Here is a 24,734-nt window from a genome sequence, read left to right as displayed (position 1 = left end):
ACGATCGAGATCACCACGGCCATGGTGAAGGAGGCGAACAGCCCGACGCTCGGGTCCACGCCGGCGATGATGGAGAACGAGATCGCTTCCGGGATCAGCGCGAGCGCGACCACCAGACCGGCGAGGATTTCGGTGCGGGCGACCTTGGGCGACAACCACGAGGGCCGTGTGCCGCGCAGACGCGTGGACACCTGAGACACGAGACTCGACACAGACAGGCAACCTGACTTACTCGGGCGCCGCACAGGCGCGCGGAAAACACTCACGCCATCAGGCGTGCTGAAAGATCTTGCGGAGATGGGCGCGCACCCGCATCGGTAACCGGTGTCACCCGACGGTGAGGACTAACCCGGAACGATCACGGCATCCTGCTCTGCCGGCAAGAAAGGCTCCTCGGCTCGAAGGGCGGGAGTCGGGCGTCGCCGACCCGCTGGAACGGTGGGCATGGCGCCATCACCGTCGACAACTCTCACCTTACGTTAGAGGAGAGATCCTCGGCCGCGAAGGCCCCGGTACGAAATGAGGGCGGGATCACGTTCAGCGGCACGGCACCACGAGGGCGACCGGCGATCACCGAGCCGGCCTACCGTGACGTTTCTTCGGTGGGGTTGTTGTGCGAGCGCAGCAGGGCGGCGAACTCCTCGGCGATGGCCAGCTTCGCGCGCAACTCCACACAAGCTCTCTCTGCGGTCTCACCGAACTCCGCCAGACGAGCCGCCGGGTCCTCGATCTCGGGACTTCCCGGAGCAGGGTCGAGGATGGCCAGCAGGTCCCGCATCTCTTCCAGCTGGAATCCCAGTGGCTTCATCCGCTTGATCAGTTCCAGCCGGTCCACGTCCGGGTCGGTGTAGAGCCGGAAACCGCCCTGGCTGCGAGCGCTGGGGACCACCAGGCCGACTTCCTCGTAATAGCGGATGGTCCGTAACGACAGCCCGGTGCGCTCGGCCACCTCGCCGATCTGCATCTGCTCGCCCACACCGGTTCCCTTCACCTGCCGCCCACCGCGCCGGATGCTCGATCCACCACGACGACACTCTCACGTAACAGTACTGTCGCCTGCTCGCCCGGCATCCTCCCCGGACGGCCTTGGCGATAGGTCGATCACAGCGCTGCAGCCGGATCGGACAGCGACGTGGCCAACAGGGCGAGCAGCACGACGGCGGCGAGCCCACCGGCGGCGAGGAACCTGTGGTGATCGTAGTGGCGGCGATCAACGGCCCGAACAGCAGCGGCGACACGAATTGTCCGGCGAAGGACGCGGTCGCCGACAGTGCCACCGTCTGTCCGCGCAGTTCTTGTGGCGCGGCCTCGCCGACCAGCACGGTCAAAGCTGGGAAGGCGAGGCCGTTGCCCAGCCCGAACAGCACGGGCGCGACCGCGATCGCCGCGGGTGCGTCGACGAGCCCGAGGATGAGGAAGGTGGCGACCCAGGACGCCGCCGCCGCGCGCAGCAGCGCGTCGTAGCCCCATCGAGCGCGAGTTCGCGCGTACACCAGCCCGACCACGCTCATGGCCGCCGCCGACCCGACGGTGAACAGCGATACGAGGAACGGCTCGGTAACACCGACCTGCGCCAGGCGTTGCGGCAGGAACACCGCCAGCGCATACATCAGCAGCGCCGACGTGATCATCAACGCGTACAGCCCCAGCAACCTCGGCCGAGCACGCAGCAGAGCACCGAAGCCACTCTGACCGCGCGCAGTCGAGCCTGGTCGGGAGTTCGGCAATGTAAGTGCCGTCGCCACTCCGAGCGGGACGCCGACCAGGTACACCGCGAAGGCCGCATGCCACGAGATTCCACCGACCGCGCCCGCCAGCAGCGGCCACACCAGCCCGCCCAGGCTCGTGGTCGTCGACCGCCACCCCATCACCCGGTCCCGCACAGAACCGCGATACAGCGCCAGCAGCGCGACCGTCGTCCCGCTGAAGACCGTCGCCGCCCCCACGCCGAAGACCAGTCTGCTCGCGATCAGCGCCGGATACGAAGTGATGACCAACCCAGCCCCACCGGCCAACCCGTACAGCACCAGCCCACCCGAGAGCACCGGACGAACTCCGAACCGGTCGATCAACCACCCCACCAGCGGACTGGAAACCGCGATCGCCAACCCGTGCGCGGTGATGATCAATCCCGCGGCGGTGCCACTGACCCCGAGATCAGACCGGATGATCTCCAGCACCGGCATCACCGTCGACCCGGCCATCACCCCGAGCGTGGACCCGAACAACAACACCACCAGCGTTGCCCGGTGCCCCACCGCAGACCCGACCGGGGCCGACATCGTCATCCGCACACCTCCCGCAACTCAGTACAAAAGTACACTCAGTTTCACTTGTTCTCCAGTATCATTTGATTCCGAGGCACGTTCGGATAGGCTGACCAGCGATGACCACTCCGATAGACCGCACGCTCCCGCTACGCGAACGCAAGAAGCTGCGTACGCGCCGCGCGCTGGCCGACGCTGCCTTACGGCTGTTTCTGGACAGGGGCTTCGACGCGATCACCGTGGACGCGCTGGCGGCCGAAGCGGAGGTGTCCAAACGCACCTTCTACGCCAACTACGCCTCGAAAGAAGACGCCGCCCTGTCCTCGGAGCTCGAACTCTGGGAAGCCTACGTCGCCGAGGTTCGCGGCCGTGACCTCCAAGGACCCGTTCTCGCCGTTCTGCGGGAGTCCCTGAGCGCGGCATTGTCAGGACTCGGCGAAGACTGGGCACGCCGCTTCCTGCCCACGCGCGGACTCGCCGCCCGCACACCCGCACTGCGGAACCACAGCGTGCTGCTGTCCATGCAGATCCAGGAAACCCTCGTCGAGATCCTCGAAGACAAACTCGGCATCGACAGCCGCGACGACGTCCGCCTCCGGCTCCTCGGCGAGTTCGCTCTCAGCTCCTGGCGCTGCGGCGCCAAAAACTGGATCCGCACCCTCCGCGGCCACCACGACTTCACCAAAGCCGGCGGCATCAACACGCTCATCCAGCGCGTCGAGGAAGCCTTCGACGCGATACCGGACAGCTTGGCGCTGACCGCCCCGTAGCCGCGGTCATCAACCGCACGAACGGCTCACCACCACTTCGTCCACCGCGACTCGGCAGGAACCACCGTCTGCCCTAAGCGAAGCTGGACGACGCCGATCCCGGCGGAAACCGGCGGCAGCAGGGCGACCAGGAGCACCCCGTACTCGTCCACCCCGGTTTCCATGACCTGCCGCTCGACGGCGGTGTCGATCACCGCCTTTACCCTCCAACGCGTGGCAGGCCTCGCACAACCATTCCGGCGCCCGCTAGTCCTGCGACCAGCCCTGCCGGGCTCCCGCCACCGCGAAGTCATGGCCCCACGGACATCGCCTCGGCGCCTCACAACCCGGCCGAATCGGCACTTCCAGGGTTCTCCAGTGCCGGTTCGCGCCGGTCACCGGAAATCACGCGACTTCGACACCGAACGCTGCAAATCCAACGGTCGTACCTGTTCCGCGACCACCGGGCTCGTTTCCTCTGCGACCTGCGCGATACCGCGGATGAGCAACGCGTGGGGAAACTGGTGTGAAACGCGAGCCGCCGGTCCTGGTGTGCCACGGCCCGAATGATCCGTGTTGGCTGTCTTAACGATAGTGGTGTGCATCCGTGGCCGCGCCTCGGCTGTGTGCCCGGCACCGGTTTGCTTGCGGGGTAGGCGTTCGCGGGAAATTCACGTAGTTCCACGTCCGCGCGCCGCTCTTACGGTGTTGCTGCGGAGCGATCCGCATTCCCTGCGAGCAAAGGAAAACCTCATGTCGTTGTGGACAACATCAGCGAGAGCGATCGGGTGCGCGGTCGCCGTGATGGGATCGCTGTGCGCGCTGTCGGTCCCGGCTTCGTCCAGCCCCAGCGCCACGATCGTCAACGCGGACTCCCCCGACGCCGTCCCCGGCCGCTACATCGTGGTGCTCAAAGGGTCCGCGGCGGCGAGTTCCACCGCGAGCGCGACGGCGATGACTCAGCGGTACGGCGGTCAGCTGCGCCACGTGTATGACGCCGTGGTCGGCGGCTATTCGGCCGCGATGTCGGCACAGCAGGCCACTCGCCTTGCCGCGGACCCGGCGGTCCAAAGTGTTCGGCAGGTTCAGGAGATGGTGGCGCTCGACACCCAGCCGAACCCGGCGAACTGGGGTCTGGACCGGATCGATCAGCCTTCCCTGCCGCTCAACGGGTCCTACACCTACCCGTCCAACGGCGGGCAGGGCGTGAACATCTACGTGATGGACTCCGGGATCAACGCGGCCCACACGGACTTCACGGGCCGGATCGGGGCCGGGTACGACTTCGTCGACGGCGACTCCACGCCGCAAGACTGCCACGGTCATGGCACGCACGTCGCCGGCAGCGCGGCGGGAAGCCGCTACGGCGTGGCGAAGAAGGCCACGATCGTGCCGCTGAGGGTGCTCAACTGCAGTGGTTCGGCCTATGACGACGACCTCATCGCCGCCGCGAATTGGGTCACTCGCAACGCGACCAAACCCGCGGTGCTGAACTACAGCATCGGCTGCCGTAGCCAATGCCCGAGCAACCCGCCGCTGGAGAGCGCTGTCCGCTCGGTCATCGCCAGTGGCGTGCAGTGGGTGATGGCTGCCGGGAACTCCAACGACGACGCCTGCCAGTACAGCCCGCAGCACATCCGCGACGGGGTGACCGTCGGCAACAGCACCCGCACCGACGCTCGCCGCTCGGACAGCAACTACGGCACCTGTCTGGACATCTGGGGCCCTGGCACGGACATCGTGTCCGCGTCGCACACCAGCAACACCGGAACGACCACCATGTCCGGTACCTCGATGGCCTCGCCGCACGTCGCCGGTGTGGCCGCGCTTCACCTGGCGCAGAACCCGACGGCGACCCCGGCACAGGTTCGCGACGCGCTGGTGAACAACGCCTCGGTCGGCAAGCTCACCGGCGTCAACGGCTCGCCGAACGTTCTGCTGAACTCCGCGTACCTCAACGGCCAGCAGCCGGGCGAGGTCTCCGTGGCGAACCCGGGAGACCAGACCGCGACCGCGGGCCAAGCCTTCCGCGTGGACAACAGTGCCAGCGGCGGTACGTCCCCCTACACCTGGTCGGCCACCGGGCTCCCGTCCGGGCTGTCCATCGACTCGGCGTCCGGTTCGATCACCGGTACGCCGACCACGGTGGGCACCGCGAACGTCACCGTGACCGCGCGTGACAGCGCCGGCCGGACAGGCTCGGCCTCGTTCCGCGTCGTCGTCGGAAGCACCGGTGGGGAATGCCAGGCGATAACCAACTCGACGGTGGGGCGGATCACTGACTTCTCCACCACGCGGAGCGTCATCACGAGCACCTGCTCCGGCACGGCGTCGGCCTCGGCAACCGTCGCGGTGAACATCACGCACCCCTACATCGGCGACCTGCGGGTGACGCTGATCGCGCCGGACGGCAGCTCGTACCTGCTGCACAACCGGACCGGCGGAGACACCGACGACCTGATCAAGACCTACACGGTGAATCTGGCCGCCGAGTCCCGCGCGGGCCAGTGGACCCTCAGTGTCTACGACGGCGGCCCGCAGGACACCGGAACGCTCAACCGGTGGACTTTGACGCTCTGACGTAGTCCGGCGCGATGATCGACGGGGCCCGGCGAAAGCCGGGCCCCGTCAGCGTTGTTCGGTGTTCCGCAGGCCCTGCCGAGTTGTGCCGAGCTTGCGCAGCACCCGGGCAGCGTGCTGCTCGACTGTGCGGATGGACAAGAACAGGACTTCCGCGATCTCGTTGTTCGTGTCTCCGGCCGCCATCAGGCGGGCCACTTCCTTTTCCCGTGGCGACAGCTCGGTGCCGTAGCCGCGGCGGCCGGTGCGCGCGGTCGTGCGCACACCGAGGCCGCGCAGCAGGCGGCGGCATCGGGCGGCGTCATGCGTCGCGCCGAGTGCCTCGTAACGTTCGGCGGTTTGGCTCAACGCCTCGACTGCGGCGTCATCGCCGGCGCGCAGCCGGTGGGCCTCGGCGCGTTCCGAAGCAGCGGTCGCCAGATAGGACGCGCCCATGTCCTCGTAGGCGCGGGCGGCCGCCTGGTGAAATTGCCCGCCGTCCTGCCCGGCGTCATCGGCCAAGGCGCCCCGGCAGGTGTCCAGTGCGGCGGTCGCCAACGGCGCGACCGTACCCTGGAGTCCCTCCGAGAGATCGCGCACGACGAGCTCGGCGTCCCGGACCCGGCCGGCGAACAGGTAGGCGTCCACGGCCGCGGGCGCCAGCTCACCCGCCCACGCCCACACACCCTTGCCGCGCAGCAGGGCCATTCCCGCATCCGCTTCCACTCCGGCCAGGACGGCGTCGTCATCCTGCAGCGCGAGCCGGACCAGCCCCGCACTGCACCCCAGGGCCACCGGTGTGATGGCGTTCTGCGGACACCGGACGTCGGTATCGTCGAAGTGAGCACGCGCGGCCACCCGTTCACCTCTGGCCAGGGCGTACAGGCCGAGAACCAGGTTCAGCTCGTCCGAGATCGCGGCGAGTTCACGATATTCGGCCAGCAGCGACCGTGCGCGAACGTCAAGCCCCGCCCACACGCCGGTGAACCAGTCGAGCCGGATCTCGGTGCTTCGGACACCACTGAGAACGTAAAGGCTGCCGGTCTCCTCAGCCGCGGAGATCCCGGCGCGCAGGTATTCCCGTGCGGAGCCGAACAACCCGATGGAGGTCATCGAGTCCGCTAGATTGCTGTTGGCCCGGGCGAGCTGACGCCGCTCCGGCAACGTGTGCCCGATGCTGGGGACGGCAGCGAGACGCTCGTGCATCGACGGGTCACCGATCGCGACCAGCGAACCGATCACGTTGGCCATCAACGACATCCGCGGCGCGGGGTCATCGCATCCAGCGATCGCGGCATCAGCCTTGTGCAGCCATGGAGTGACCTGATCCAGCGGAGTGTCCCCGATGAACGGCTGGGCCAGCATGCTCATCGCCTTGGCGGCCAGATCGGGCCGCCCGGACAGCTCGTCCACGGCCAGCTCCATCTGTACCCGCGCCTCGGTCACCCCGTCCCTCTGCTTGGCCAACAGCATGCCGAGCAGCATCCGCACCTCACCTCGGGCGGACTCGGACAGCCGGTCGTCACCCAGCAGCGTCTTCAGCGCCGAGGCGGGACCTACCGAGTCGAGGCCGAGCGCGGACACCTCCCCCAACTTGACCCCGAGGCGGTCGACATCGGTGCCCGACAACCACGGCTCGGCCAGCAGACGCCGCAACAGCGGGATGGCCGCCGCCGCGTCGGACACCACCAAGGCCTGGTCCGCGGCGGCCTCCCCGTAGCGCAGCCAGTCCGGGTGCCGCCCGGCCAGACGACAGTGTTCGGCGAGCTGCACCAGCGGCGGGCGCTCCAGCGCGGACAGCGTGAGCACCGCGCGTTCATGCAGATCGCGGCGGTCGAACACACTCACCGTGTGATACACCGCCTGCCGGGCGAGCGTGTGCCGGAACGTGAGAGTGCCGTCACCGACATCATGGAGCAGCGAGCCCGTCAGTACCTCGACCGCGGCGGAGCGCAGGTCCTCGCCTCGCAGGCCGGCGACGTCGCCGATGAGCTCGGAAGACGCGGGCACCGCGAGTGCGGCGGCGGCACGCACGAACCGCCTGGCGTTCGGTGACAGCACGCTCAACCGCTCCGCGACCGACTCCAGCAGCAGCACCGGCACCTCGCCCTCGGCGGAAAGCCGCCGCACGGCCGCACTGTTGGCGATCAGCCCGCCGGGGCCGCTGCTCATCGCCCGCAAAGCCTCCTCGACCACGAACGGCAGGCCCGCCGTGCACTCGTGTAGCTCAGCGGCGAACTCGGCACTCACCGTGTCGGTCCCCACCGCGGCACCGGCCAACGCCCGTACCTGGCTGACGGTCAGCGGATCCAGCCGGATCAGCTCGGTCACCGCGTTCGCCGCCGGCCGGTACGCCCTGCCCAGCGGCATGCCACCTGGCACGTCCTCACGCCGGTAGGTCACCACGACGGCCAAATCCGGCGGCGGGTCGGCCATGAGGAATCGCAGCAGCTGCAGCGTCCCGTCGTCGGCCCAATGCAGGTCTTCGATCACCAGCAGCGCAGGTCCCAGCGCGGCGAGAACCTCGCGGATCGCGCGGAACAGCAGGTGCCGGTCGAACAGCGGATCGCCCATGCCGGACAGTGGCTCGGGCAGGACGTCCGCGAGTTCGGGAACGGCCGCGCGCAGTGCCGCCGTCACCGGGCTGAGCGCGGTGCAGCGGCGGAGCGGCTCCCGGCACCGCCGGAGCGCTTCCAGCACCGCGCCGAGGATGAACGGCTCCCGAAACTGCTGGCAGTTCCCCGCCAGCACGGTCACGTCGGACTGGTCGACCGAAGCGACCAGCTCCCGCACCAGCCTGCTCTTTCCGACTCCGGCCTCGCCCTCGATGTGAACCACCGCGGGCCGCCGCCGGGCCGCGAGCCGGAGCACCTCGAGTTCGTCTTTCCGCCCGACCAACGGCGAGACGTCGCGCCATACCCCAGTCGAAGTCATCGCCACCTCCTCACGCAGGGCGGCAGAGCCTAACTCGCCGTAGGGCACCGGCACCAGATTCGAACGGCGGGATAGCTTTCCGGTGCTCGAGCCGTCCAAGACACGGCCCATACCCTGTCCGGCACAATGACACGGCCCCTGGCGATCGCGCGGACGCCAGCCACAGTTCACGCGGGCCGCCGGTCTTGTGCAGGAAACCGCGGGCGCCGCCGTCGAGCGCGGCGACGATCTGCTCGTCGGCGGAGAAGGTGGTGAGCATGAGCACGCCGGTGCCCGGGACGGCGCGGGTGATTTCGGTGACCGCGGCGAGGCCGTCGAGAACCGGCATGACGATGTCGAGCAACGCGACCTCGGGGCGGTGTGCGACCGCCAGTTCGACGGCCTGACGCCCGTTTTCTGCTTGCGCGACGACCTCGATCTCCGGATCGGCGGCGATTCCGGCGCGGGTCAACGGTTCGTCGTCCGAGAGAAGGACACGGATCACCGGGACACCGCCGACCGCGGCACGGTTTCCTTGACGACGAGCCGCCCATCGGCGAAACACAGCCGGTAGAAGAGGCGGGCGTCGGCCTGGACGGTCACCCAGCAGTGGCGGCAGTCGGCGGCGGGTGGACGCGGCGCCGGTGCGGGATCGCCGAGCACACGTTCTCGACGTCCTCCTGGGACTGTCCGATGCGGAGCTGCTGATATACGGCGGGTTCGAGCCGGTTGTCGGTACCGGCGAGGAGATACAGCCCGAGCGCGAGCACCACGCCACCGGCAGCGAGCGGCACGCGCACGAGCCGCCAGACCCGCGGCCATTGCCGCACCGGACGACGGGCCGCAGAACGCGTACCACGACCGTCAGCACGAACCGTTCATCTCTATTCCGGCGGTGACCTCCCCGATCTCCCGGAGCCCGGCGATGCCGAACCCGGCGCCGGGTTCTCGATCGTGACGGTCGTACCGCGCCTGTCGGCGACGACGTCCACGGTGACCGGTGCCCCCGGCGCGTGCTGTGCGGCGATGTCAGGCCCTCCCGCACCACCCGGTACACGGGCGTCGGAATCGGACAGTTCACCGCTGACGGTCAGCGTGACGTCCTGTCCGGCGCCTGTCGCGCGGGCGACGAGCCTGCCGAGTCGGGAACGGGTTCGCCGGGCAGGCCGACGATCTCGCGGAGCCGTTTGGCGGCGGCGGTGACGCCGGCTCGCATCTCACCGGCACGGGCGCGGACGTCCTCGTCGAGCGCGGGCGTCACCTCCAGAGCGGCCGCGCGAAGCACCACCAGCTCGAGCTCGCCAGTAGTTGTCGCCGCGGTAGACGTCGAAGGCGCCGATCACGCTGCGCAGATGCGCCTCAGCGCGGCCGGGGATCTCCGACCGGCAGCGGATCAGCAGCTGGACCGCGAAGACCGGCTCGTCCGTGGCGAACTTGTTCGGCACCGGTGCAACCGCTCGTACCGCAGGCCGGCGAGCGCCGCGCGCCGCCGGCACGAACTCACCGACAATTTCGCCTGCGGCCTCAACGAGCGCCCGACCTGCTGTCCCTTCCGATTTGGCTGTCTCACGAGCGAGGTGGCGGATCCGCGCGGGCGTCAGCGGAATCAGGTCGAGGCATATGTCGACCGTCTCGCCGAGATCCGGCCGGACGTCGCCGAGCGCGTTGGCCAGAGCCTGCAGCGGATCATCGGGGCGGAGCGGTAGTGCCTTGAGCGCAAGGCGGGCCGGACGGGCGAGAACCAGCTCGGCGCGTGCCACATGCACCTGCGCTCCGTCAACGGCAGGAGAAGTCTCCCCACTTCGACGTGGCCAGATTTTTCGCAAGACGTTCATCGCGCTCCCCCGCCCGAACGAAGGTCATTTCGCCCTCGTCCGTCGCCCCGGGAGACATCTCCTCGGTCGTCCGCGTTGCGGCGGGTCTCGACTTCCGGGTAGGTCAGCTTGTTGATCACGCCGGTGATCGACTCCCGGCCCTCCACGCTCATCGTCAGCTTCCCGAACACCTCGTCGGTGCTGAACCGCACCCGGACACCGACCGCGGACTTCGGCACCCAGCCGTGCACCGGGCGCACCCGGCCGAGCTGGTGCGCGAACGCCAGGACGCCCTGGAGCGACGGGTCGAACGTGGCGGTCGGGAGAAGGTCGTAACTGACTCTGGAGCGGAGGTGGTGGGAACGTAAGTGTCGGTGGAGGACGAAGACCGCGATCAGGATCGCGACCACCGCTGTGGTCACCCACCACAGCGCGGGCTCGCTGAGCACGTGGTGAAGATCGAGCGCCTTCGGCGCGCTGGTTCCCTGGGTGGCCTGACGGCCATGGGGGAACAAGTCGGCATTCCGAACAGGACGTGCCCATGTGGTCTGACCAGCATCTCTGTCACCAGCCAACAAAACCGCGAGCGTACGGCCGCCCGCTGGGTCGACCGCAACGCCTCGATGTACAAGCAGCCCAATACTCATGAACAAGGCATGCGCGTACGGCCACGTTTTCATGCAGGCGACGTCGTCTGCCAAGCGATCGCCCTGCCGGTCCGACCACTTCCAGCAGCGGCTGAGGTGCCCGTAACGCCTGGTTCGGCCCTGTCGTCTTGTCCCCCTATCAAGTCAACTTCAGCCGGCACTGGCCAGCCAGTCTTGGTCAGCCGTCAGATGCGGTCGTGTGGGCGGGCTCGATTCGCGCTGTGTGACAATAGGACGTGTCACACGATCCCGCTAGCGGTAAGATCCTTCAGGCTGTGTACGAGGTCGACTGGCGCGGCTATTCGATGCCGCCCTCCGAGCAATGGTATCGATCCGATGCCGTGCCCGCGGCGTTCAGGCTCCTGGTGGCCACCTCCAACCAAGAGGAAGGGCGGGATGCCTACAACAGGATGCTGTTCGCCATTGGAAACAATCACGCCGGATGCCTCTATCCGGCCGCCGTCCCGGCCGTGCCTCTACTTATTCGTGTGGTTCGTGAGCTACGAGGTTGGCCGCGCTGGTCTGCCCTGGAGATCCTGATCGAATGCCTGACGTTCGGCGTAGACCGTGAGGAGTTCGTCGATCCCTCAGGGGCGACGATCCGCATCAAAGACGCGATAGCCGCTGCCGTGCGCAGTGCCCGTGAAGATATCCGACGTCTAGCACGGGAACAGGTCGTCGTCCCGACCGCCACGTCAGCACAGGACTTACTGGAGCAGCTGGACGACGAATCGTTGACAGCAGAGTAGCCGACGTATGTCAGTTCGATTCACTACCTTAGCCTCAATGAACTGCGCAAGGTGAGATAAGCCCAAATGCGCGGCTAGCGCATTAGGCGACTACCACCTGCATATTCATCCACAACAATTTCGTCTATTCGGACTTCGGAACCTGAATAGGGCGCATTGATCATCTTGTTGTCGCCGACGTAGATGCCCACATGATGGATAAGGCCAGGACTATAGAACACTAGGTCGCCTGGACGCAGAGAATGAAGCCCGGCTTCCTTCGGCACACGTGTCCCTGAATCGAACTGTGCCCTGCTGTTGTGCGGCAGGGCGATATCGACCTTCGCGTACGCGTAGAGGACGAGACCGCTGCAGTCGAAGCCGATCTTGTTGTAGTCGCCGTGCCGGTCCGCAACGCCGCCGTCCCGGGTCCCGCGGCTCGGTCCTGCGGCTGTGCCTCCGCCCCAGGCGTACGGCACGCCGACCTGTGACATGGCGGCGTCAATGACGATTTTCGCTGCCCCGGAGGCGTTGGCGGCGGGTTGGAGTTCGACCGCGTCGTAGCGCTCGATGTTGGCGAGGACCTGGGCGACGTAGGTCTGGCTGGCGTTGTACCGGAGGAGCGCTGCCCGGAGCTGCCCTTGGTCCTTCAGGTCTCGGGGGCCGGTTCCACAGAGATAGACAGCCGCGCCGAGAGCGGCGTCGAAGGCGTTGTGCGGGTTGCGGGCGCCGTCGTCGTTGCCGTCTTGTTCGACGTCGGCCCAGGTGGTCGTGAGGACTTGGAATGGGCCGACGGCGCGGGCGAAGGTTCCGTCGGGATTTCGGATAGGAGTGCGGTTGCCTCCAACGCCGCTGCCGTCGAGAGGTGGGCCGAGGATCGGTGGGCTGATGTCCCCGTTGGGCGCGATCGTCCGGCCGGACGCGTGGCGGGATTCGGCTTCCGCGACTCCTGCGAGGATCGACCAGCGCATCCCGACGCAGGCGGATCTGATGCCGCCGATGCGCTGCGCCGCCTGCTGGTAGGCGGTGAGCATGACGTCCGGGATGCCGGGCACGTGTCCTGGCGTCGAGCTTGACCCGTCTCCTCCGGCGATGACGACAATGATCAATACGGCGACGAGCACGCAGGCGATGGCGGGCCCGAATAGGAGAAAGAGAGCGAGGCAGCCCCATCGTTTCGGATGTTCGCGGACCTCGTTGCGAACGTGCTCAGCGACTTGGAGGGCGAGCAGCGGGTTCATGACCGGTGCTCGTTCAGCCGGGTACGCAAGCGTTGCGACCACGTCGGCGTGATCGGCAGCATCCCCGGCGGCAGCGGTGTCGGGTCCGGGCTCTGGTTGCGTGGCCTTCCCGGTCCGGTGCTTTCGGGAGTGGGAGCCGCGAGGTCGGTCCCGGTGAAGGCGGGAGTGGTCGAAGTCGTGGCGGGCTGAGGCGCAACCGGCGACTCGCCAGATGAACGGCGGCTACCGAGAACCGACGCCGCGGTGGTCGCGACATTCACCAGCGGGCTTGCGGCGGCCCCGATGTTTCCAGCGTAGGTCGACGCGTAGGCCTTCACCGCGCCCGCCTTGCGCCCAAGCGCAGCTTTTGCGGCGGTGCCCCGGGCGGTGAGGGCGGTGTGTGCGCGGTTCGCGGCGGCAGGCCAAGACACCGGGGCGCCCAGGGTGAAGGACACGGCCTTGCTGCCGACCTTCCCGCCCAGTTTGCTCGCGGTCACCAGCCGGTTCTTCAGGTCGTTCGCCGGGGCGATGGCTTCGGTGAAGGCGCCGGCACCGGTCTTGATCGTGCGGCTGATCCGGTGCGGTCCCGGCTCGACGAGATGTGAGGGCATGGCTTTCGGTCCGTTACGTGGCCTGCCGAGTCGCTGGACACCAGAGTTGACGCTGGACCGGATCCGCTGAATGTTCCCCATGAGCCTTTTGCGGAACAGGAAGCCGGAGAACACGACGATGTCGATGACGGCGAACTTGACCAGTTGCGGGCCGAGGTCGGCGAGCATGAGGGCCCGCAGGAGAACGGTCATGACGGCGATGAAGAACATACCCATCAGCAGTTTGGCGATGGTCCCGGCGATCGAGCTGATGCGGTAGGCCAACTGGTGCTGCAGCGTCGGGATCAGGGCCGCGATCAGGGCCAGGCTGAGCAGAAGGCCTTCGAAGAGCAAGAAGTACGGGGCAAGGATCTGGATCGCGTTGAGGCAGATGGTGAGGATCGCGAACAGGATCATCGCAATGGCGTACAGCCAGGCACCGAGCATGCGGTCGCCGTCGGCGACCTCGTTGTACTTGCCGTACTCGCTCGGGCAACCGGCCAGCTCGCGGGCCGGCGTGCTGTCTTTGCCGGACCAGGGGCCCTGGTCGAGGATCTGTTTGATCGAGTACTGGCAGCTCCCGGCGCCCTGTTTGCCGGAGACCGGCGTCCCGTAGTTGAGGGTCTCCCAGGGCGCGATGAGCAGGTTGTCGATGAGAGCTTGCCCGATCGGCGCCGCGGGGTTTCCGGTGCCGCCGGGGTGCTTACCCATGATCACGGCGCTGACGTCGGCGCCGAGATCGCGGCTGAGACTGAGCACTCCCCCTTCGCCGACGAGGAAGTCGACCGGATGGGTGATGATCGCGATGGCTAGGACGTTGATCGCGATCGTGGACACGGTCTCGCGCCACGCTCGGGTGGTGAGACCGCGCATGAACAGCAGCCCGAGGTAACAGGTCGCGACGAGCAGGACCAGCTCTCGAAGCTTCAAGCCCCCGATGACGGTGGTCTGCCAGATCTTCTCGAGGTCCTGCGCGGGTGCCTTGATCCAGTCTACGACGCCGGCGGTCATGGACCATTCGGTGAACCAGACCGAGAAGCCGAGCGCGTACTTGCCGACGGCGAAGCCCATGTTCGCCAGCCAGAGCCAGATCGTCGGCATCGGATTGCTGACCAGCCAGGGCAGGTTGGCGAAGAGGTCGTAGTTGCGCAGGTCGCGGCCGTAGCCGTCGTCGATGGTGAACATGCCCTTGAGGTGGGCTGCGTGCCCGGGGTCGTCCTGCAAGGGCAGGATCGGCGCATCCGGATCGGGGCGATCCAAGGTCGGCGGAGTCGGCTGCGGAGCGCGAGGATCGGGGACGACGAGACACAGCGGGTACGGCTGGCATGGCCGCGGTTCGTTCGGTGGCAGCGGCACGACTTGAGCGGTGGCTGGTGCGGCGTTGCCGAGCAGTAGGACAAGCATGATGGTGGCGAACGCGAGAGCTCTCGCGGCACGCGCGTTGAGCGTCATGAACGTCTCCCGAGATCGCACCGGTGGTGTCCAAGACATGGCGCGTACCAGCGGGTTTGATTCAGGGGCGCCGGACGGTGGGCGTCGTGAGGACGGCTTGAGGCAGCGTCCGATAGGGCTGGGTCAGAATCTTGACCTTGCCGACCCGTCCGGCGTGGTCGCGGACCAAGAACTCCCCGGCGCGCGCTCGGCGTTCTTCTTCGCCGCCCGCGGGATTGAGCGGTGAGAGGTCTTTGGTGACGATCTCCTGATACCGGGTGTCAGCGGGATCGACGCCGAGCCACGCGAGCCCGTGTCGAGCGAGACCGCTGTCGCGGTGCCGGCCGAGCATCCGGACAGCGATCAGGCCGCGAAGGACTTCGTCACCGAGGTCGCTTTCGGAGTGCGAGCCGAAGGCAGCGTCGGCGCCGTGCTTGCGCCCATCTCGGACGAACTCCAAGGCGATCTGCTGTCCCTCGGGAGTGCCGGTGACGTTGTAAGCCTCATCGCAGATGAACTGGCCCCACCGCTGGGTTCCGAAGCAGATCTCCTTGGCGATCGCGGCGATTAGCAGATGGAAGGCACGGCCGAAGAGCTTCCTTGGCGGAATGCGGGCGGCCATGCGCTCGTTGCTCATCTCCAGGGTGTTCGGGAGCGGGACTTCGTTGGTGCAGAAGACCACCATGTCGGCACCGAGCACGTCGACGGGCTCAAGGTCTGGATCGAAGATCGGCCGGGTGATCGGATCGCGGTGAAGGCGCCGTAGCCGGTCGGCGAGACCTCGAGACGCCGGATCCGCAGCGCCATGGTCGGTGAGGACGTCGATGAGGGCGTTGCTGGACGCGGTCGGCGAGCCGCTGACCTGGTCGAGGGCCCGGCCGAGCGCGTCACGTTCGGCCGAGTTGGATTCCAGGTCCAGCCAGGACGCGAAGAAGGTCTCGGCGATGCCGGTGCTGGACTTCGTCTTGCCGCGGAAGACCCGCAGGGGATCACAGGAGTGCCGAAGCTCGGCGTTCGCCGCTCGCTCGCTGTCGAGCGTGGGATCGATGATGTCGACCACCTGGCAGTTGCCCGGGAGCGCTTTCGCGACCGGTTCCCATTCGCGGCTCCGGGTGCGGTCGATGACGATCACGCGACCGTCGAGCATCAGCCGCACGACAGCGGCGATGTTCTTCAGTACGACCGATTTCCCGGAGCCGAGTTCGCCGATCACCGCGACACCTCCGGACGAGTCGTGGGTGGGCCCGTACGTCGGGTCGAGCAGGAACGGCGTGATCGCTCCACCGTCCAGGACCATGCCGAACAACGCGCCGCTCGGATCGCCGAACTCGGCGGACGACATCGGGAGCAGCATCGCGCAGTCGCTGGCGAGGAGATTCTGACTGCATTCCCGCACAACGAGCGGCGTCCGATAGCCAGGGAGCAGCGCCTGATAGAGCTGCTTCTGTCCACCGAGCGGCCGCTCCCACTTGTACTCGCCGCCCAAGAACATCTGCCGCAACATTTTGGCCCGGGCGTCGCACTCGCCGGCGGTGTCACCCCACACGCACGCGACGACGCCGACCTCGAGTTCGATCTCGGTGGTGCTCGCGCCGAGGCGGGCGTTCTTGTGCTGGATCTCCTCCTGAGCGGAGTGAACGTCGGCAGGGACGCCCGCGGTGTCTCCGCCGTGTTCGTCGTCCTGGCTCATCAGGTCACGGGTGCGGCGCCGGTTGGCCGCGCGAGCCTCGTCGTTCGTCTTTGCCGCGATGCGCAGGGCGTAGTCGACTCCGAAACCGATGTTCGCCAGCCGCGACAAGATCTCGTGCCCGGGGAAGCTGAAAGCGCGGGGCATCTCCGCGAGTACGAGAAAGGCCTGATAGCTCTCGATGAGCCCGTCGTCGTCCGGCGTGACGCACTTGAGGAACCGCTTGTTCAAGACCTGCAGCGGGTTTCGCAGCCGTTTGCCTTCGTCGCTGCGACCACCTTCGTCGAACACGGTCCCGCGCAACGTCACCAGCCGAGCACGGCTCCGGCCACGCGACAGGGTCACACCCGTGTTGTGCACGGTCGACGCGCGTTCGAGTTGAGGCTCGCGTACGCCCCGGACCGGAGCGCGGCTCAACCACCACAGCAGTTCGGCTTCGGTCGCGGGGCGAAGCGGGATCGCGCCGCCGAGTTCGTGCTCGATGATGCGCGCCAGTTCCTGTGCTTCAGCGACGGCCTGAGGCGAGGCGGGGCGCGGCGGAACGCCGAGTGCCGCGCTCACTGCCGCGCCTGAGGCTCGCAGCAGGGCGCGGCCTCCGCCGCGCCAGCCGTTGCCGGCGAGAGGTTTGGCGATCCAGTAGCTACGGCCGAGCACGTCGAGGTCGTCAAGTTGGTCCCAGGCGTTGTGCACCGTTTCCGCCCAGTGCGGGTTGTCGTCGAGGTCGATACCGCCGAGACAGCGCCGGATGATCGCGTACGGCTGGACCTGTTCACACAACGACGCCAGCATCACCTCGTCCCGCAGGGACTTCATGAACGTGACGGTGCGGGTATAGAGCTCGTGCAGCTGCCTTCCCGTCGAGCGGGCGCTTTCGCGTGGGTATGCCCGCCACACGGCCCAGACCGACCCGTCCGCGCAGAACACCAGGTTGCCGCTGATGTCTTGGATCTGCTTGTCCATCACCGGGCTCCGGCGAGCAGCCGCTGCAGTGACGACTCCGGTACGGCGTTATCCACAGGCTGTTGCTTCTTGTCCACAGCTAAATCCACGCCGTGCAGGTGGAAACGCGGCGTACACGACACCGGCCGCTCCGGCCGATACGACCGGCCTGCCAGCATGCCCGAAGACGGAGCGAGCAGATGCGACAAGAGGCCGAGCAGCCAGCTGGCCGGCGTCCGCGACTCGATCCGCGCGCGGCGGACCGCGATCGCGAACAGTGGCACGCCCCAGCGCGCCGGTCCGAGCCAGTCCAAGAGCGGCAGCTTCCAGACGAGCAGCAGGAGGACGAGGAAGACCACACCTTGGGTGAGCGTGTACGGACCACCGGGCAGGTATCCGCCGTCTCGGCCGGGCATCCGCCCGAACATCCGCGGAAACCGGCGCGATCTCGTGTACGACCGTCCTATCAGGACATCACCGCGTGCGCGTTGGGCGGTCATTTGGTGAACCAGGCGCCGAACATGCCCGAAACACCATCGAGGTTGAGCAGAATGCCGAGGAAGATCGCGGCGATCACGCCGTACTTGATCGAACGGGTGAAGTTGCCCCGCGTCCCGATCAGCAGGCCGATGCCACCCACGACGGCCGCGAGCAGGATCAGGCGGCGAACGGCCTGGTCTCCCCAGGCGAGGTTGGTGTCGATCCAGGTCTTGACGTCGGCTGCGAGCACGATGGTCGACATTTCTCCTCCTATTCTCCGGCCAGAAGTGGAGCGGGTTCTATTCGGCTGACTTCCCAACGGCCCGCCCGCGCGACGAGAGTGAGGGCGTAGTCGATCGTGGTGACCTTCCCCAGGGCGTCATGTCCCCAGGCCCGAGCGGTCACGTGAACCTCGGTCCCATCCAGCGGCCGAGCCGCCTGGCCCGGCTCAAACTGCTCGTGTGTACGCAGCTCCAGCAGCTGGACCTCGGCATACAGCGGTGGAACGATCGCGCCGATATTCGTTTCCGGCGCGATGTAGCGGTTCAGCTCCCCTCGACCGGCCAGGTGGGCGCTCAGAAAGCCGTGCACGGATTGACCAACCGACCCGTTCAGCTCCGCGGTCTCTGGGTAATCGAGTTCGACCGCGGCGCGTGTCCGCGGACACGCGACCGGCGTCGGAAGCGACGTTGCGACATAGCCTTCGGCACTTCCGACGAGACTGGCGTTGGCACAGGCCAGCCTCGCTCGGTGCTTGCCGTCGGGTTGCTGGACCAAGATGTTGGCCGCGACCATCACTGACCATGCGCCCGGTCGCGGCGACACGACCGACAAGGTGCTGGTGTCGACCGGGATCTGCGTACCGACCGCGCGAGTCGACTTCATCCCCGTCGGGTAGAAAGCTTCCAGTCCAGCGGAATCGTCACGGTTGGCCGAGAGCCACGACCGGACGTACATCTCCGCCCAGCCCTGCGGCTCGCTGGCGTCGAGCAGCTGCACAGACTGCGGTGGTTGAGCCGGTGCGCTCGGACGCAGCACCACCAGGCCCACGATCACGGCCAGCGGGCTCGCGACGATCACGCACCAGCCCAGCACCCTGCCGATCCGCCGAGCCGCGGTGTGGGCAACGGACTCCAGTTGAGCATCGGGGATCACCTGCTTCGTCACGGCGCCTCGATTCCCAGCACCTGGTGCAGGCGTTTGCGTAGCTCTCGATCGTCAGAATCGGCGAGCGCTTCGAGGGCGTCGCAGGCCGGAAATCCGACATCATCAAGGAACCGCCGGAGCTCGTCGTACAACTGCCGATCGACCATCGTCGATTCGAGTCGCCGCCCGAGGTCCCTCGCTCGAACGCGAGCGTGGGCGATGAGTAGTTCGCCGGGGGCGAGGTCGGCGCGGGGTCCGGTCACGGAAGCTCCCTGAGGTCGGGCGGGTTGCGGTGCTCAAGACACGCCCAGCCCACCGACCTTTGATTCACCCCAAGCCGGAGCGCTGCCACTGACGACCGGCCTCGGCCAACGCGTCCAGCGCTCGATTCCGCCTCCGCGTCGCCGTCGGCTGGCTCACGCCGAAAAGCGTTCCGAGCTGCCGGTCGGTTGCGACTCCGTCTCGGCCCATCTGCTCTCCGAAGTACCGAGCGGTCAAGATCGCCGCTTCCTGCTCGTCGAGCCAGCTCTGCTCAACTGCCCACGACAGCAGCTCCAGCAACTCCTCCGACGCGTCCTTCTCGGCCGGCGTCTCGGCCAGTGGCTGACGTCCCGCAACGTCGTCCATGGCGACGACCTCGGCGGCGGCTTGCGTGATGTCGACACCGAGTGCGCGGAGCGCGGCCCGCTGAGTGTCGAAGACCAGGTTGGCCGCGACGTGGTGCCGACGGCGAAGTGGGTAGCAGCGAATCTGCTCCCACAAGTGCCCGATGACCGCGGCCTGGACATCGGCGTTCGACTCGTTCGCCGAGACCCCGGCTCCCGTGACACCTCGGCGAGCTCCGAAAGTGCCGATCGCCGCCCGGCTCGCCCGGATGACGCGTCCGACGATGCCGGGCACCGCGGGCAACATGGCGTTCAGCACGACTTCCCCGGCGACGATCCCTTCGCCGCCGGCGAGCGCGGCCCGCTGCAATAGCGCGTACAGCACTTCGTCGTGGCGCGCGTAGTGACGGCTGGAGAGGACTTCCGAAAGCCGCTCGTGAGTACCAGCGTCCGCCAGGGCGGGATCTTGCGCTGACCAGGAATGCAGAGCGGTGTCGAAGCGCGCGCTCGACTTCGGGTGAGCGAGCTGACGTTGAAGCGCGGTGAGCGGGCTGGAGGTGGCGGACATCGTGGTGGCCCTTCGAGCGGCGACAAGATCGCCACGAGGTTCGAAACCACCCCTCGCTCCTTCCCTGGCCCAGATCCTTGCTCCGGCACCGGGACAAGCCAGCCTTCACCCGATCGAGTGTCTGCGGCGCTGGCAGGGAGCACCCGGTCATTCCGGCCTCTGCCCCAAACGTTCGAGAGACTTGCGCAAACGTTCGAGGAGGCCTCGGCCCCCTTTCTCGAAACCCTTCCTGCATGGTCTTCACATGGCGTTCGACGAAGTCTGAAGCTCGCCGCCCGGCTTCTCAGAGGATGGCCTTCGTGGAACAGTGTTCCGAAGAAGTCCTTCGTCGCGCCATTTCCTCAAGATGCGACGCCCGTAGTTGTGGGTGCCCGCGGCCCGGTCTAGTTCAGCACCAGTCGGTGTGCGCCCGTCCTCCTGCGCAGCCAGGTAGTACGTCCACATGCGTTCTTCTGCGGTTACCTCGACGGTGGGCGTCGGACTGGTTGTCGAGCCATCCTGGATTGCGTCGGCGCCCCTGCTGGACTGAACCTCTACTGGTTCACTCATTTGCTCAGTCGCAACGGCCCGATGCCGTTTCAGAGCGCGGTTGAGCAGTTCAACAGCCAGGAGAAGAGCCAGCGGAGGGCAAGCCGCGACAGTGACTCCGAGGATGTTGAGTTCAGGTGCTGAGCCGATGTTGGCGCAGAGCGACAGCGAGATGCCGAAGGCGAAGGCCACCCATGCCGCCCAGCGACCTCCAGCCTGTTCGCGCGTCGGCTTCCAGAGCTCGACGGTGGCGATCATGAGGAGGCCGTCGACTATGAGCGGCCAGATAGCAGCGGTGGTGTGGTCAGCACCGAACCGCACGGCGAAATCCCGCCCATGGCGATAGGAAGCATATGCGGCACCGAGTGCGACCAATGCCGTACAGCCACACTGCACGGCCAGAGCGGGGTCACGCCACAGACCTGACGTCGCCGCTCCATTCGAGTTGGTCATGCCGGTCACCGGGCCTTACGCCGGTGGCGCTCGATCACGGTCGTGGCAGAGATTCGCAGCTCAGTGGGCCTTTGGGACCGTGGGGTACTTGTTGGAACCGCGCCGGGGGCACTCGCAGGATGCACACAAGCCGAGCCGTGAGATCTCGGCGTCCTTTGGCTCGGTGATCCTTTCCCCCGTCTGGGCGATCTCGGGCAGCTGGGAGCATCGCCGACGACTCATCGCCCCTTTGTCCGTCTCGCCCGCTTCATCCAGTTCCGCGCAGAGTGGACCAGGTGACCGCGACACGGAGACGGAACCGAGCCCTCGGCGCGTCGGCTGAAACCGGTCGTGAATGGCAGCAGCGCTGTCAACGCTCCGGAAGGATGTGGCACCACCACGTCGTTGAGCCGAGGAGTTGATCGGTGATCGGAACGAAGCGTCGTCAGAGGCTGCCGAGAACAGATGGACTTGACCATTTCCGAGGTTCGTCTCGCAAGGATGGGCAGGAACTTCCTGCCATGGTCATGAATCGGATCGCCTGGTACCAGGCTGCGGGCCGTCGTAATCGCAAGCGTTATGCCCTCACCGAGATCACCGCCGTGCTCGCAGCGGCCGCGGTTCCGGTGACCACGACCGCACGCTTGGACGGGACAGTGATCGCGGCGCTCGGCGCCATCGTGCTGGTGGCCACCGGCGTCCGCACCACCTTCCAGATCCACGAGAACTGGATCGAGGACAACCGCATGCGCTACGACATCGAGCGGGAGGCCGCACTGTTCCTGGTGGACGCTCCGCCCTACCAAGGGCCCGATGCTGCCAGGGACCTGGTCGTCAGGATCGAACTCTTCGCTCACGGTAGCGGGCATCGCTGGCTCGCCCGACGCACGCGGATTCGCGAGCAAGAGGAAACCGCTGGCGTGCAGCCTCCCGCGCTTGGACAGTAAAGGACAACCGGGCTGAGGAAGATTCGCCACTCTGATGGCCTGGCCGACCAGTGTCGTTCCCGTCCGAGCGGGGTTGCATTCCCGGCCCAAGCTTTACCGAGTGGTCAGCCGCCTCACTGGCCTCGATCTCTCGCCTTGCGCGAGCGAAATGCCGCGCCCAGCAGGGCGCCGATCGCGGCACCGATCAAGGGAACCCCGATCGAAGGAGCCTGGTTGCCCCAGAAGACGACTCCTGTTCCGCACAGCACTATCAGGAAGATGTAGCCCGCGCTGTTCTTTGACATTTTCGTCCAATCTGCGGCCCGGGCAGCTCAGTCTGTTGGCCAGTTGTACTCCACAGGGGACGGGCCGTGGTCACCGATGCGCTGGTCGACCTTGAGGTGACCGATCCACGTGGGCGTGGTTGTGGTGGATCCGCTGCAGGTCAGGGCCCGCCACGTGCAGGCGACACCGTCGCGCAGGATTCCGGTGGGGACTGTCCAGGTGGGAGTGGTCAGGCAGCCGGATTCGACCACGACGCCGGACTTGCCGTCCGCGCCGGTCGCGATGCGGAAGCAATACTTGACCGCGTCGCCATCGGGATCGGTGACCGGCTTCACCGACAACGTCGGGGTCAGCGTGGTCGACACCGAGTTGTCCGCGGGGCCGACAAGCCTTGCCGGTTTCGACCATGGACTGCAGGTTTCGGTAAACCGTCGACAGCCCGATCGTCACCCCACGCGTGCGTAGCTGCGCGTAGAGGGCTTGTGCGGATCGGAAACGGTTCTCGGACTTCAGCAGCGACGCACCAGTGCTTTCTGCCGCGCCGACCGCTCTTTCACCACCGACAACCGCAATCCACCTCGTTCCGGACCACATGCACTCGCCACCATGGCGATACCGGGCAAGACGTCAGATTCGGGTGATCTCGTACAGCTCGTGCTCCGGGTCGGCGGCCATGAGCCGGAGACCGTACTCGGCGACCTCGTCCGCCAACGCCGCCGTCGTGATCACGTGCCAGTGGTCGGACGCGGTCAGCTCGGTGACGAAGCTTCCGTGCTGCTCGACCCGGTAAGTCATAGTCCAGGTGATGACGTCCGGGCCGGCGGGTTCGGCGGCCGCGGTACCGAGGTACTCCCGGTCGCCGACGCGCACGCGGGCCATGGGGGTCGCGGGAATGGTGACAGCCGTCGTGGGTGGCTGCAGGTTGAGGATCGCCCGTCCGCCAGGGGCGAGACGGTCGGCGAGCATTCCCCACAAGGCGCGGCGTTCCCCGGGGTCGAAGTGGCCGAGCACGTTCATCGCGAGGACGACGGAGAGCCGGTCCGGAAGCGGCGCGGCGAGCACGTCGGCGCCGAGGATGGTGACGCGGCGGGCGAGGTCGTCGTCTTCGACGCACCGGGTGAGCAGCGCCGTCCGCAGGGCCGGATTCGGTTCGATGGCGATGATGTCGGCGCCGGGCAGCGCGGCGGCGAGGACGGCTGTGCCGAGCCCGGTCCCGGCGCCGACGTCGACGACCGGCCCGCCACTGGTGTCCACACCGGACAGTACGTCGACGAGCGCCGGGCCCAGGCCGGCCCATGCCTGCCGGAGCAGCACGGCGACGTACTCCGCGGTCTGGTGATAGAAGTCCTCGGTCATGCGGTTCCTTCCGCGAGCGCGGCGGCGGCCGTGGTGATCGCGGCGATCGTGGCCGCGGGATGGTCGAAGACGTGGAAGTGGTCACCGGGCACGAACACCGCCCGGAACTCGGCGCGGGTGTACCCCGCCCAGGCGTGCACATGCGCGGACGTCAATTCGCCGTCGTCGACACCGGTCAGGGCCGTGATGGGACACGCCAACCGTTCCCGTCCCATGACCGGCAGATAGGTCTCGTTGACGGCGTAGTCGGCGCGCAGGATGGGCAGCAGGTAGTCGCCGCCGAGCGCGGCCATCGACGTCGGCCGAGCACCTCGCAGCCGCGCGACCTCGGCGGCCAGTTCGGCGTCCGGCGCGGTGTGGAAGCTGTCGCGCTGATGTTGATACGGCGTCTCCTTGCCCGATACGACCAGATGCCCCGCGGACCCCAGCGCGTAGGCGGCTTCGTAGGCGATGGTCGCGCCGAGGCTGTGTCCGAAAAGGACGGTCGGCCGATCGGCCAAGGCGGTCAGCCCGGGCAGGAGATCCGCGACGACACCGGACATCGTCGTCTGCGCCGGTTCGCCCCAGCGGTCCTCGCGGCCGGGGAGCTGGGCGGCGTGCAGTTCGATCCACGGTGGCAGCAGTTCCGTCCACGGCCGGAATACGCTCGCCGCGGCGCCCGCGTGCGCGAAGCACAGCAGCCGCACCCGGGCACCGGGGTTCGGCGCGGGACATCGCCACGCCCGGTCCGCCGACTTCGCGCGATTCATGCGTCCCCCTTCATTCGACACACAGGGTGTTCGTCCACACGGAGCAATACTGCTCCGTCAGATGAAAACGATAGCCGTTTTCGTGTATGAAGGACAGCGCGTGACGGCTTCCGCC

26 protein-coding genes and 2 pseudogenes are annotated in these 24,734 nt (G+C 67.3%); 5 read left to right on the top strand and 23 right to left on the bottom strand.

Features of this window, described 5'->3' with window-relative positions; genetic code table 11:
• The 3 genes and pseudogenes from AVR91_RS43645 to AVR91_RS44465 all read right to left on the bottom strand — a co-directional run.
• On the bottom strand, nucleotides 1-191 hold a 191-nt coding region (locus AVR91_RS43645), incomplete at its 3' end, for a SulP family inorganic anion transporter (protein WP_394329941.1).
• Between the two features lie 392 nt (nucleotides 192-583).
• Nucleotides 584-964 carry a MerR family transcriptional regulator gene (locus AVR91_RS03525; RefSeq protein WP_063271312.1) on the bottom strand — a complete coding sequence of 127 codons (381 nt, stop codon included), beginning with the start codon at nucleotides 962-964 and terminating at the stop codon, nucleotides 584-586.
• Nucleotides 965-1,289: 325 nt separating this feature from the next.
• Nucleotides 1,290-2,186 (bottom strand): annotated as a pseudogene (locus AVR91_RS44465) (MFS transporter); the annotation flags it as partial.
• A gap of 200 nt (nucleotides 2,187-2,386) precedes the next feature.
• Here AVR91_RS44465 and AVR91_RS42630 point away from each other — a divergent pair.
• Nucleotides 2,387-3,037, top strand: a complete 651-nt coding sequence (locus AVR91_RS42630; RefSeq protein WP_063271304.1) for a TetR/AcrR family transcriptional regulator — start codon at nucleotides 2,387-2,389, stop codon at nucleotides 3,035-3,037.
• Between the two features lie 26 nt (nucleotides 3,038-3,063).
• Here AVR91_RS42630 and AVR91_RS43095 read toward each other — a convergent pair whose 3' ends face one another.
• Complete coding sequence (locus tag AVR91_RS43095) at nucleotides 3,064-3,231, bottom strand: hypothetical protein (RefSeq protein WP_158077379.1); 168 nt, start codon at nucleotides 3,229-3,231, stop codon at nucleotides 3,064-3,066.
• A 538-nt stretch (nucleotides 3,232-3,769) separates the two neighbouring features.
• On the opposite strand from AVR91_RS43095, the gene AVR91_RS03505 reads away from it, so the two are divergent.
• Nucleotides 3,770-5,596: a S8 family serine peptidase gene (locus AVR91_RS03505; protein ID WP_063271303.1), complete on the top strand. Its 1,827-nt coding sequence runs from the start codon at nucleotides 3,770-3,772 to the stop codon at nucleotides 5,594-5,596.
• 48 nt (nucleotides 5,597-5,644) lie between these two features.
• On the opposite strand, the gene AVR91_RS03500 is transcribed toward AVR91_RS03505, so the two are convergent.
• From AVR91_RS03500 to AVR91_RS43295, 4 genes are all read right to left on the bottom strand, one after another.
• Nucleotides 5,645-8,509 (bottom strand): helix-turn-helix transcriptional regulator, encoded by a 2,865-nt coding sequence (locus AVR91_RS03500; protein ID WP_063271302.1) that lies wholly within the window; start codon nucleotides 8,507-8,509, stop codon nucleotides 5,645-5,647.
• A 10-nt stretch (nucleotides 8,510-8,519) separates the two neighbouring features.
• Nucleotides 8,520-8,993 (bottom strand): response regulator, encoded by a 474-nt coding sequence (locus AVR91_RS03495; protein WP_076857240.1) that lies wholly within the window; start codon nucleotides 8,991-8,993, stop codon nucleotides 8,520-8,522.
• 94 nt (nucleotides 8,994-9,087) lie between these two features.
• Complete coding sequence (locus AVR91_RS03490; protein WP_063271300.1) at nucleotides 9,088-9,318, bottom strand: hypothetical protein; 231 nt, start codon at nucleotides 9,316-9,318, stop codon at nucleotides 9,088-9,090.
• 260 nt (nucleotides 9,319-9,578) lie between these two features.
• Nucleotides 9,579-9,776, bottom strand: a complete 198-nt coding sequence (locus AVR91_RS43295) for a hypothetical protein (RefSeq protein WP_063271299.1) — start codon at nucleotides 9,774-9,776, stop codon at nucleotides 9,579-9,581.
• Nucleotides 9,777-9,840: 64 nt separating this feature from the next.
• Here AVR91_RS43295 and AVR91_RS43290 point away from each other — a divergent pair, with 64 nt between their 5' ends.
• Nucleotides 9,841-10,194: a hypothetical protein gene (locus AVR91_RS43290; RefSeq protein WP_063271298.1), complete on the top strand. Its 354-nt coding sequence runs from the start codon at nucleotides 9,841-9,843 to the stop codon at nucleotides 10,192-10,194.
• A 125-nt stretch (nucleotides 10,195-10,319) separates the two neighbouring features.
• Here AVR91_RS43290 and AVR91_RS03480 read toward each other — a convergent pair whose 3' ends face one another.
• Nucleotides 10,320-10,751, bottom strand: a complete 432-nt coding sequence (locus AVR91_RS03480; RefSeq protein WP_228709108.1) for a hypothetical protein — start codon at nucleotides 10,749-10,751, stop codon at nucleotides 10,320-10,322.
• A 473-nt stretch (nucleotides 10,752-11,224) separates the two neighbouring features.
• Between AVR91_RS03480 and AVR91_RS03475 the strand changes: the two genes are divergently transcribed.
• Nucleotides 11,225-11,698: a hypothetical protein gene (locus AVR91_RS03475; RefSeq protein WP_063271296.1), complete on the top strand. Its 474-nt coding sequence runs from the start codon at nucleotides 11,225-11,227 to the stop codon at nucleotides 11,696-11,698.
• Nucleotides 11,699-11,772: 74 nt separating this feature from the next.
• Here AVR91_RS03475 and AVR91_RS03470 read toward each other — a convergent pair whose 3' ends face one another.
• The 9 genes from AVR91_RS03470 to AVR91_RS03435 form a co-directional block, all read right to left on the bottom strand.
• Nucleotides 11,773-12,918, bottom strand: coding sequence for a C40 family peptidase (locus tag AVR91_RS03470; protein ID WP_063271295.1), 1,146 nt, complete (start codon nucleotides 12,916-12,918; stop codon nucleotides 11,773-11,775).
• Nucleotides 12,915-14,939: a hypothetical protein gene (locus AVR91_RS03465; RefSeq protein ID WP_063271294.1), complete on the bottom strand. Its 2,025-nt coding sequence runs from the start codon at nucleotides 14,937-14,939 to the stop codon at nucleotides 12,915-12,917. The genes AVR91_RS03470 and AVR91_RS03465 overlap by 4 nt, the downstream gene beginning before the upstream one ends.
• 61 nt (nucleotides 14,940-15,000) lie before the next feature.
• The gene (locus AVR91_RS03460) at nucleotides 15,001-17,565 is read right to left on the bottom strand and encodes an ATP-binding protein (protein WP_063271293.1); all 2,565 of its coding nucleotides are present in this window, start codon (nucleotides 17,563-17,565) and stop codon (nucleotides 15,001-15,003) included.
• On the bottom strand, nucleotides 17,565-17,960 hold the full coding sequence (locus AVR91_RS03455) for a hypothetical protein (RefSeq protein WP_228709107.1): 396 nt from the start codon (nucleotides 17,958-17,960) through the stop codon (nucleotides 17,565-17,567). Before AVR91_RS03455 ends, AVR91_RS03460 begins: the two co-directional genes overlap by 1 nt.
• An 80-nt stretch (nucleotides 17,961-18,040) precedes the next feature.
• Nucleotides 18,041-18,286, bottom strand: a complete 246-nt coding sequence (locus AVR91_RS03450) for a hypothetical protein (RefSeq protein WP_044852697.1) — start codon at nucleotides 18,284-18,286, stop codon at nucleotides 18,041-18,043.
• A gap of 8 nt (nucleotides 18,287-18,294) precedes the next feature.
• Nucleotides 18,295-19,191, bottom strand: coding sequence for a conjugal transfer protein (locus AVR91_RS03445; RefSeq protein ID WP_228709106.1), 897 nt, complete (start codon nucleotides 19,189-19,191; stop codon nucleotides 18,295-18,297).
• Complete coding sequence (locus tag AVR91_RS42620) at nucleotides 19,188-19,433, bottom strand: hypothetical protein (RefSeq protein ID WP_063271291.1); 246 nt, start codon at nucleotides 19,431-19,433, stop codon at nucleotides 19,188-19,190. The genes AVR91_RS03445 and AVR91_RS42620 overlap by 4 nt, the downstream gene beginning before the upstream one ends.
• A gap of 64 nt (nucleotides 19,434-19,497) precedes the next feature.
• On the bottom strand, nucleotides 19,498-20,343 hold the full coding sequence (locus tag AVR91_RS03440; protein ID WP_063271290.1) for a helix-turn-helix domain-containing protein: 846 nt from the start codon (nucleotides 20,341-20,343) through the stop codon (nucleotides 19,498-19,500).
• A 240-nt stretch (nucleotides 20,344-20,583) separates the two neighbouring features.
• A complete protein-coding gene (locus tag AVR91_RS03435) occupies nucleotides 20,584-21,324 on the bottom strand; it encodes a DUF2637 domain-containing protein (protein ID WP_076857248.1) in 741 nt (246 codons plus the stop codon).
• A gap of 404 nt (nucleotides 21,325-21,728) precedes the next feature.
• On the opposite strand from AVR91_RS03435, the gene AVR91_RS03430 reads away from it, so the two are divergent.
• Complete coding sequence (locus AVR91_RS03430; protein ID WP_143253857.1) at nucleotides 21,729-22,250, top strand: DUF4231 domain-containing protein; 522 nt, start codon at nucleotides 21,729-21,731, stop codon at nucleotides 22,248-22,250.
• 113 nt (nucleotides 22,251-22,363) lie between these two features.
• Here the strand turns inward: AVR91_RS03430 and AVR91_RS43090 are convergent, their stop codons facing one another.
• From AVR91_RS43090 to AVR91_RS03410, 5 genes and pseudogenes are all read right to left on the bottom strand, one after another.
• A complete protein-coding gene (locus AVR91_RS43090; protein ID WP_157376236.1) occupies nucleotides 22,364-22,534 on the bottom strand; it encodes a hypothetical protein in 171 nt (56 codons plus the stop codon).
• A 27-nt stretch (nucleotides 22,535-22,561) separates the two neighbouring features.
• Nucleotides 22,562-22,879: a hypothetical protein gene (locus AVR91_RS42615; protein WP_063271288.1), complete on the bottom strand. Its 318-nt coding sequence runs from the start codon at nucleotides 22,877-22,879 to the stop codon at nucleotides 22,562-22,564.
• Between the two features lie 85 nt (nucleotides 22,880-22,964).
• Nucleotides 22,965-23,108, bottom strand: a pseudogene (locus tag AVR91_RS42610) (hypothetical protein); the annotation flags it as partial.
• A gap of 33 nt (nucleotides 23,109-23,141) precedes the next feature.
• A complete protein-coding gene (locus tag AVR91_RS03415) occupies nucleotides 23,142-23,870 on the bottom strand; it encodes a class I SAM-dependent methyltransferase (protein WP_063271287.1) in 729 nt (242 codons plus the stop codon).
• Nucleotides 23,867-24,619 carry a thioesterase II family protein gene (locus tag AVR91_RS03410; RefSeq protein WP_063271286.1) on the bottom strand — a complete coding sequence of 251 codons (753 nt, stop codon included), beginning with the start codon at nucleotides 24,617-24,619 and terminating at the stop codon, nucleotides 23,867-23,869. The genes AVR91_RS03415 and AVR91_RS03410 overlap by 4 nt, the downstream gene beginning before the upstream one ends.
• Between the last annotated feature and the right edge of the window lie 115 nt (nucleotides 24,620-24,734).

It is taken from the genome of Amycolatopsis keratiniphila subsp. keratiniphila, from assembly GCF_001620365.2.
Classification (GTDB): domain Bacteria; phylum Actinomycetota; class Actinomycetes; order Mycobacteriales; family Pseudonocardiaceae; genus Amycolatopsis; species Amycolatopsis keratiniphila.
The sequence above is the reverse complement of the archived record's forward strand: the minus strand, read 5'-3'. Positions and strand labels throughout refer to the sequence as shown.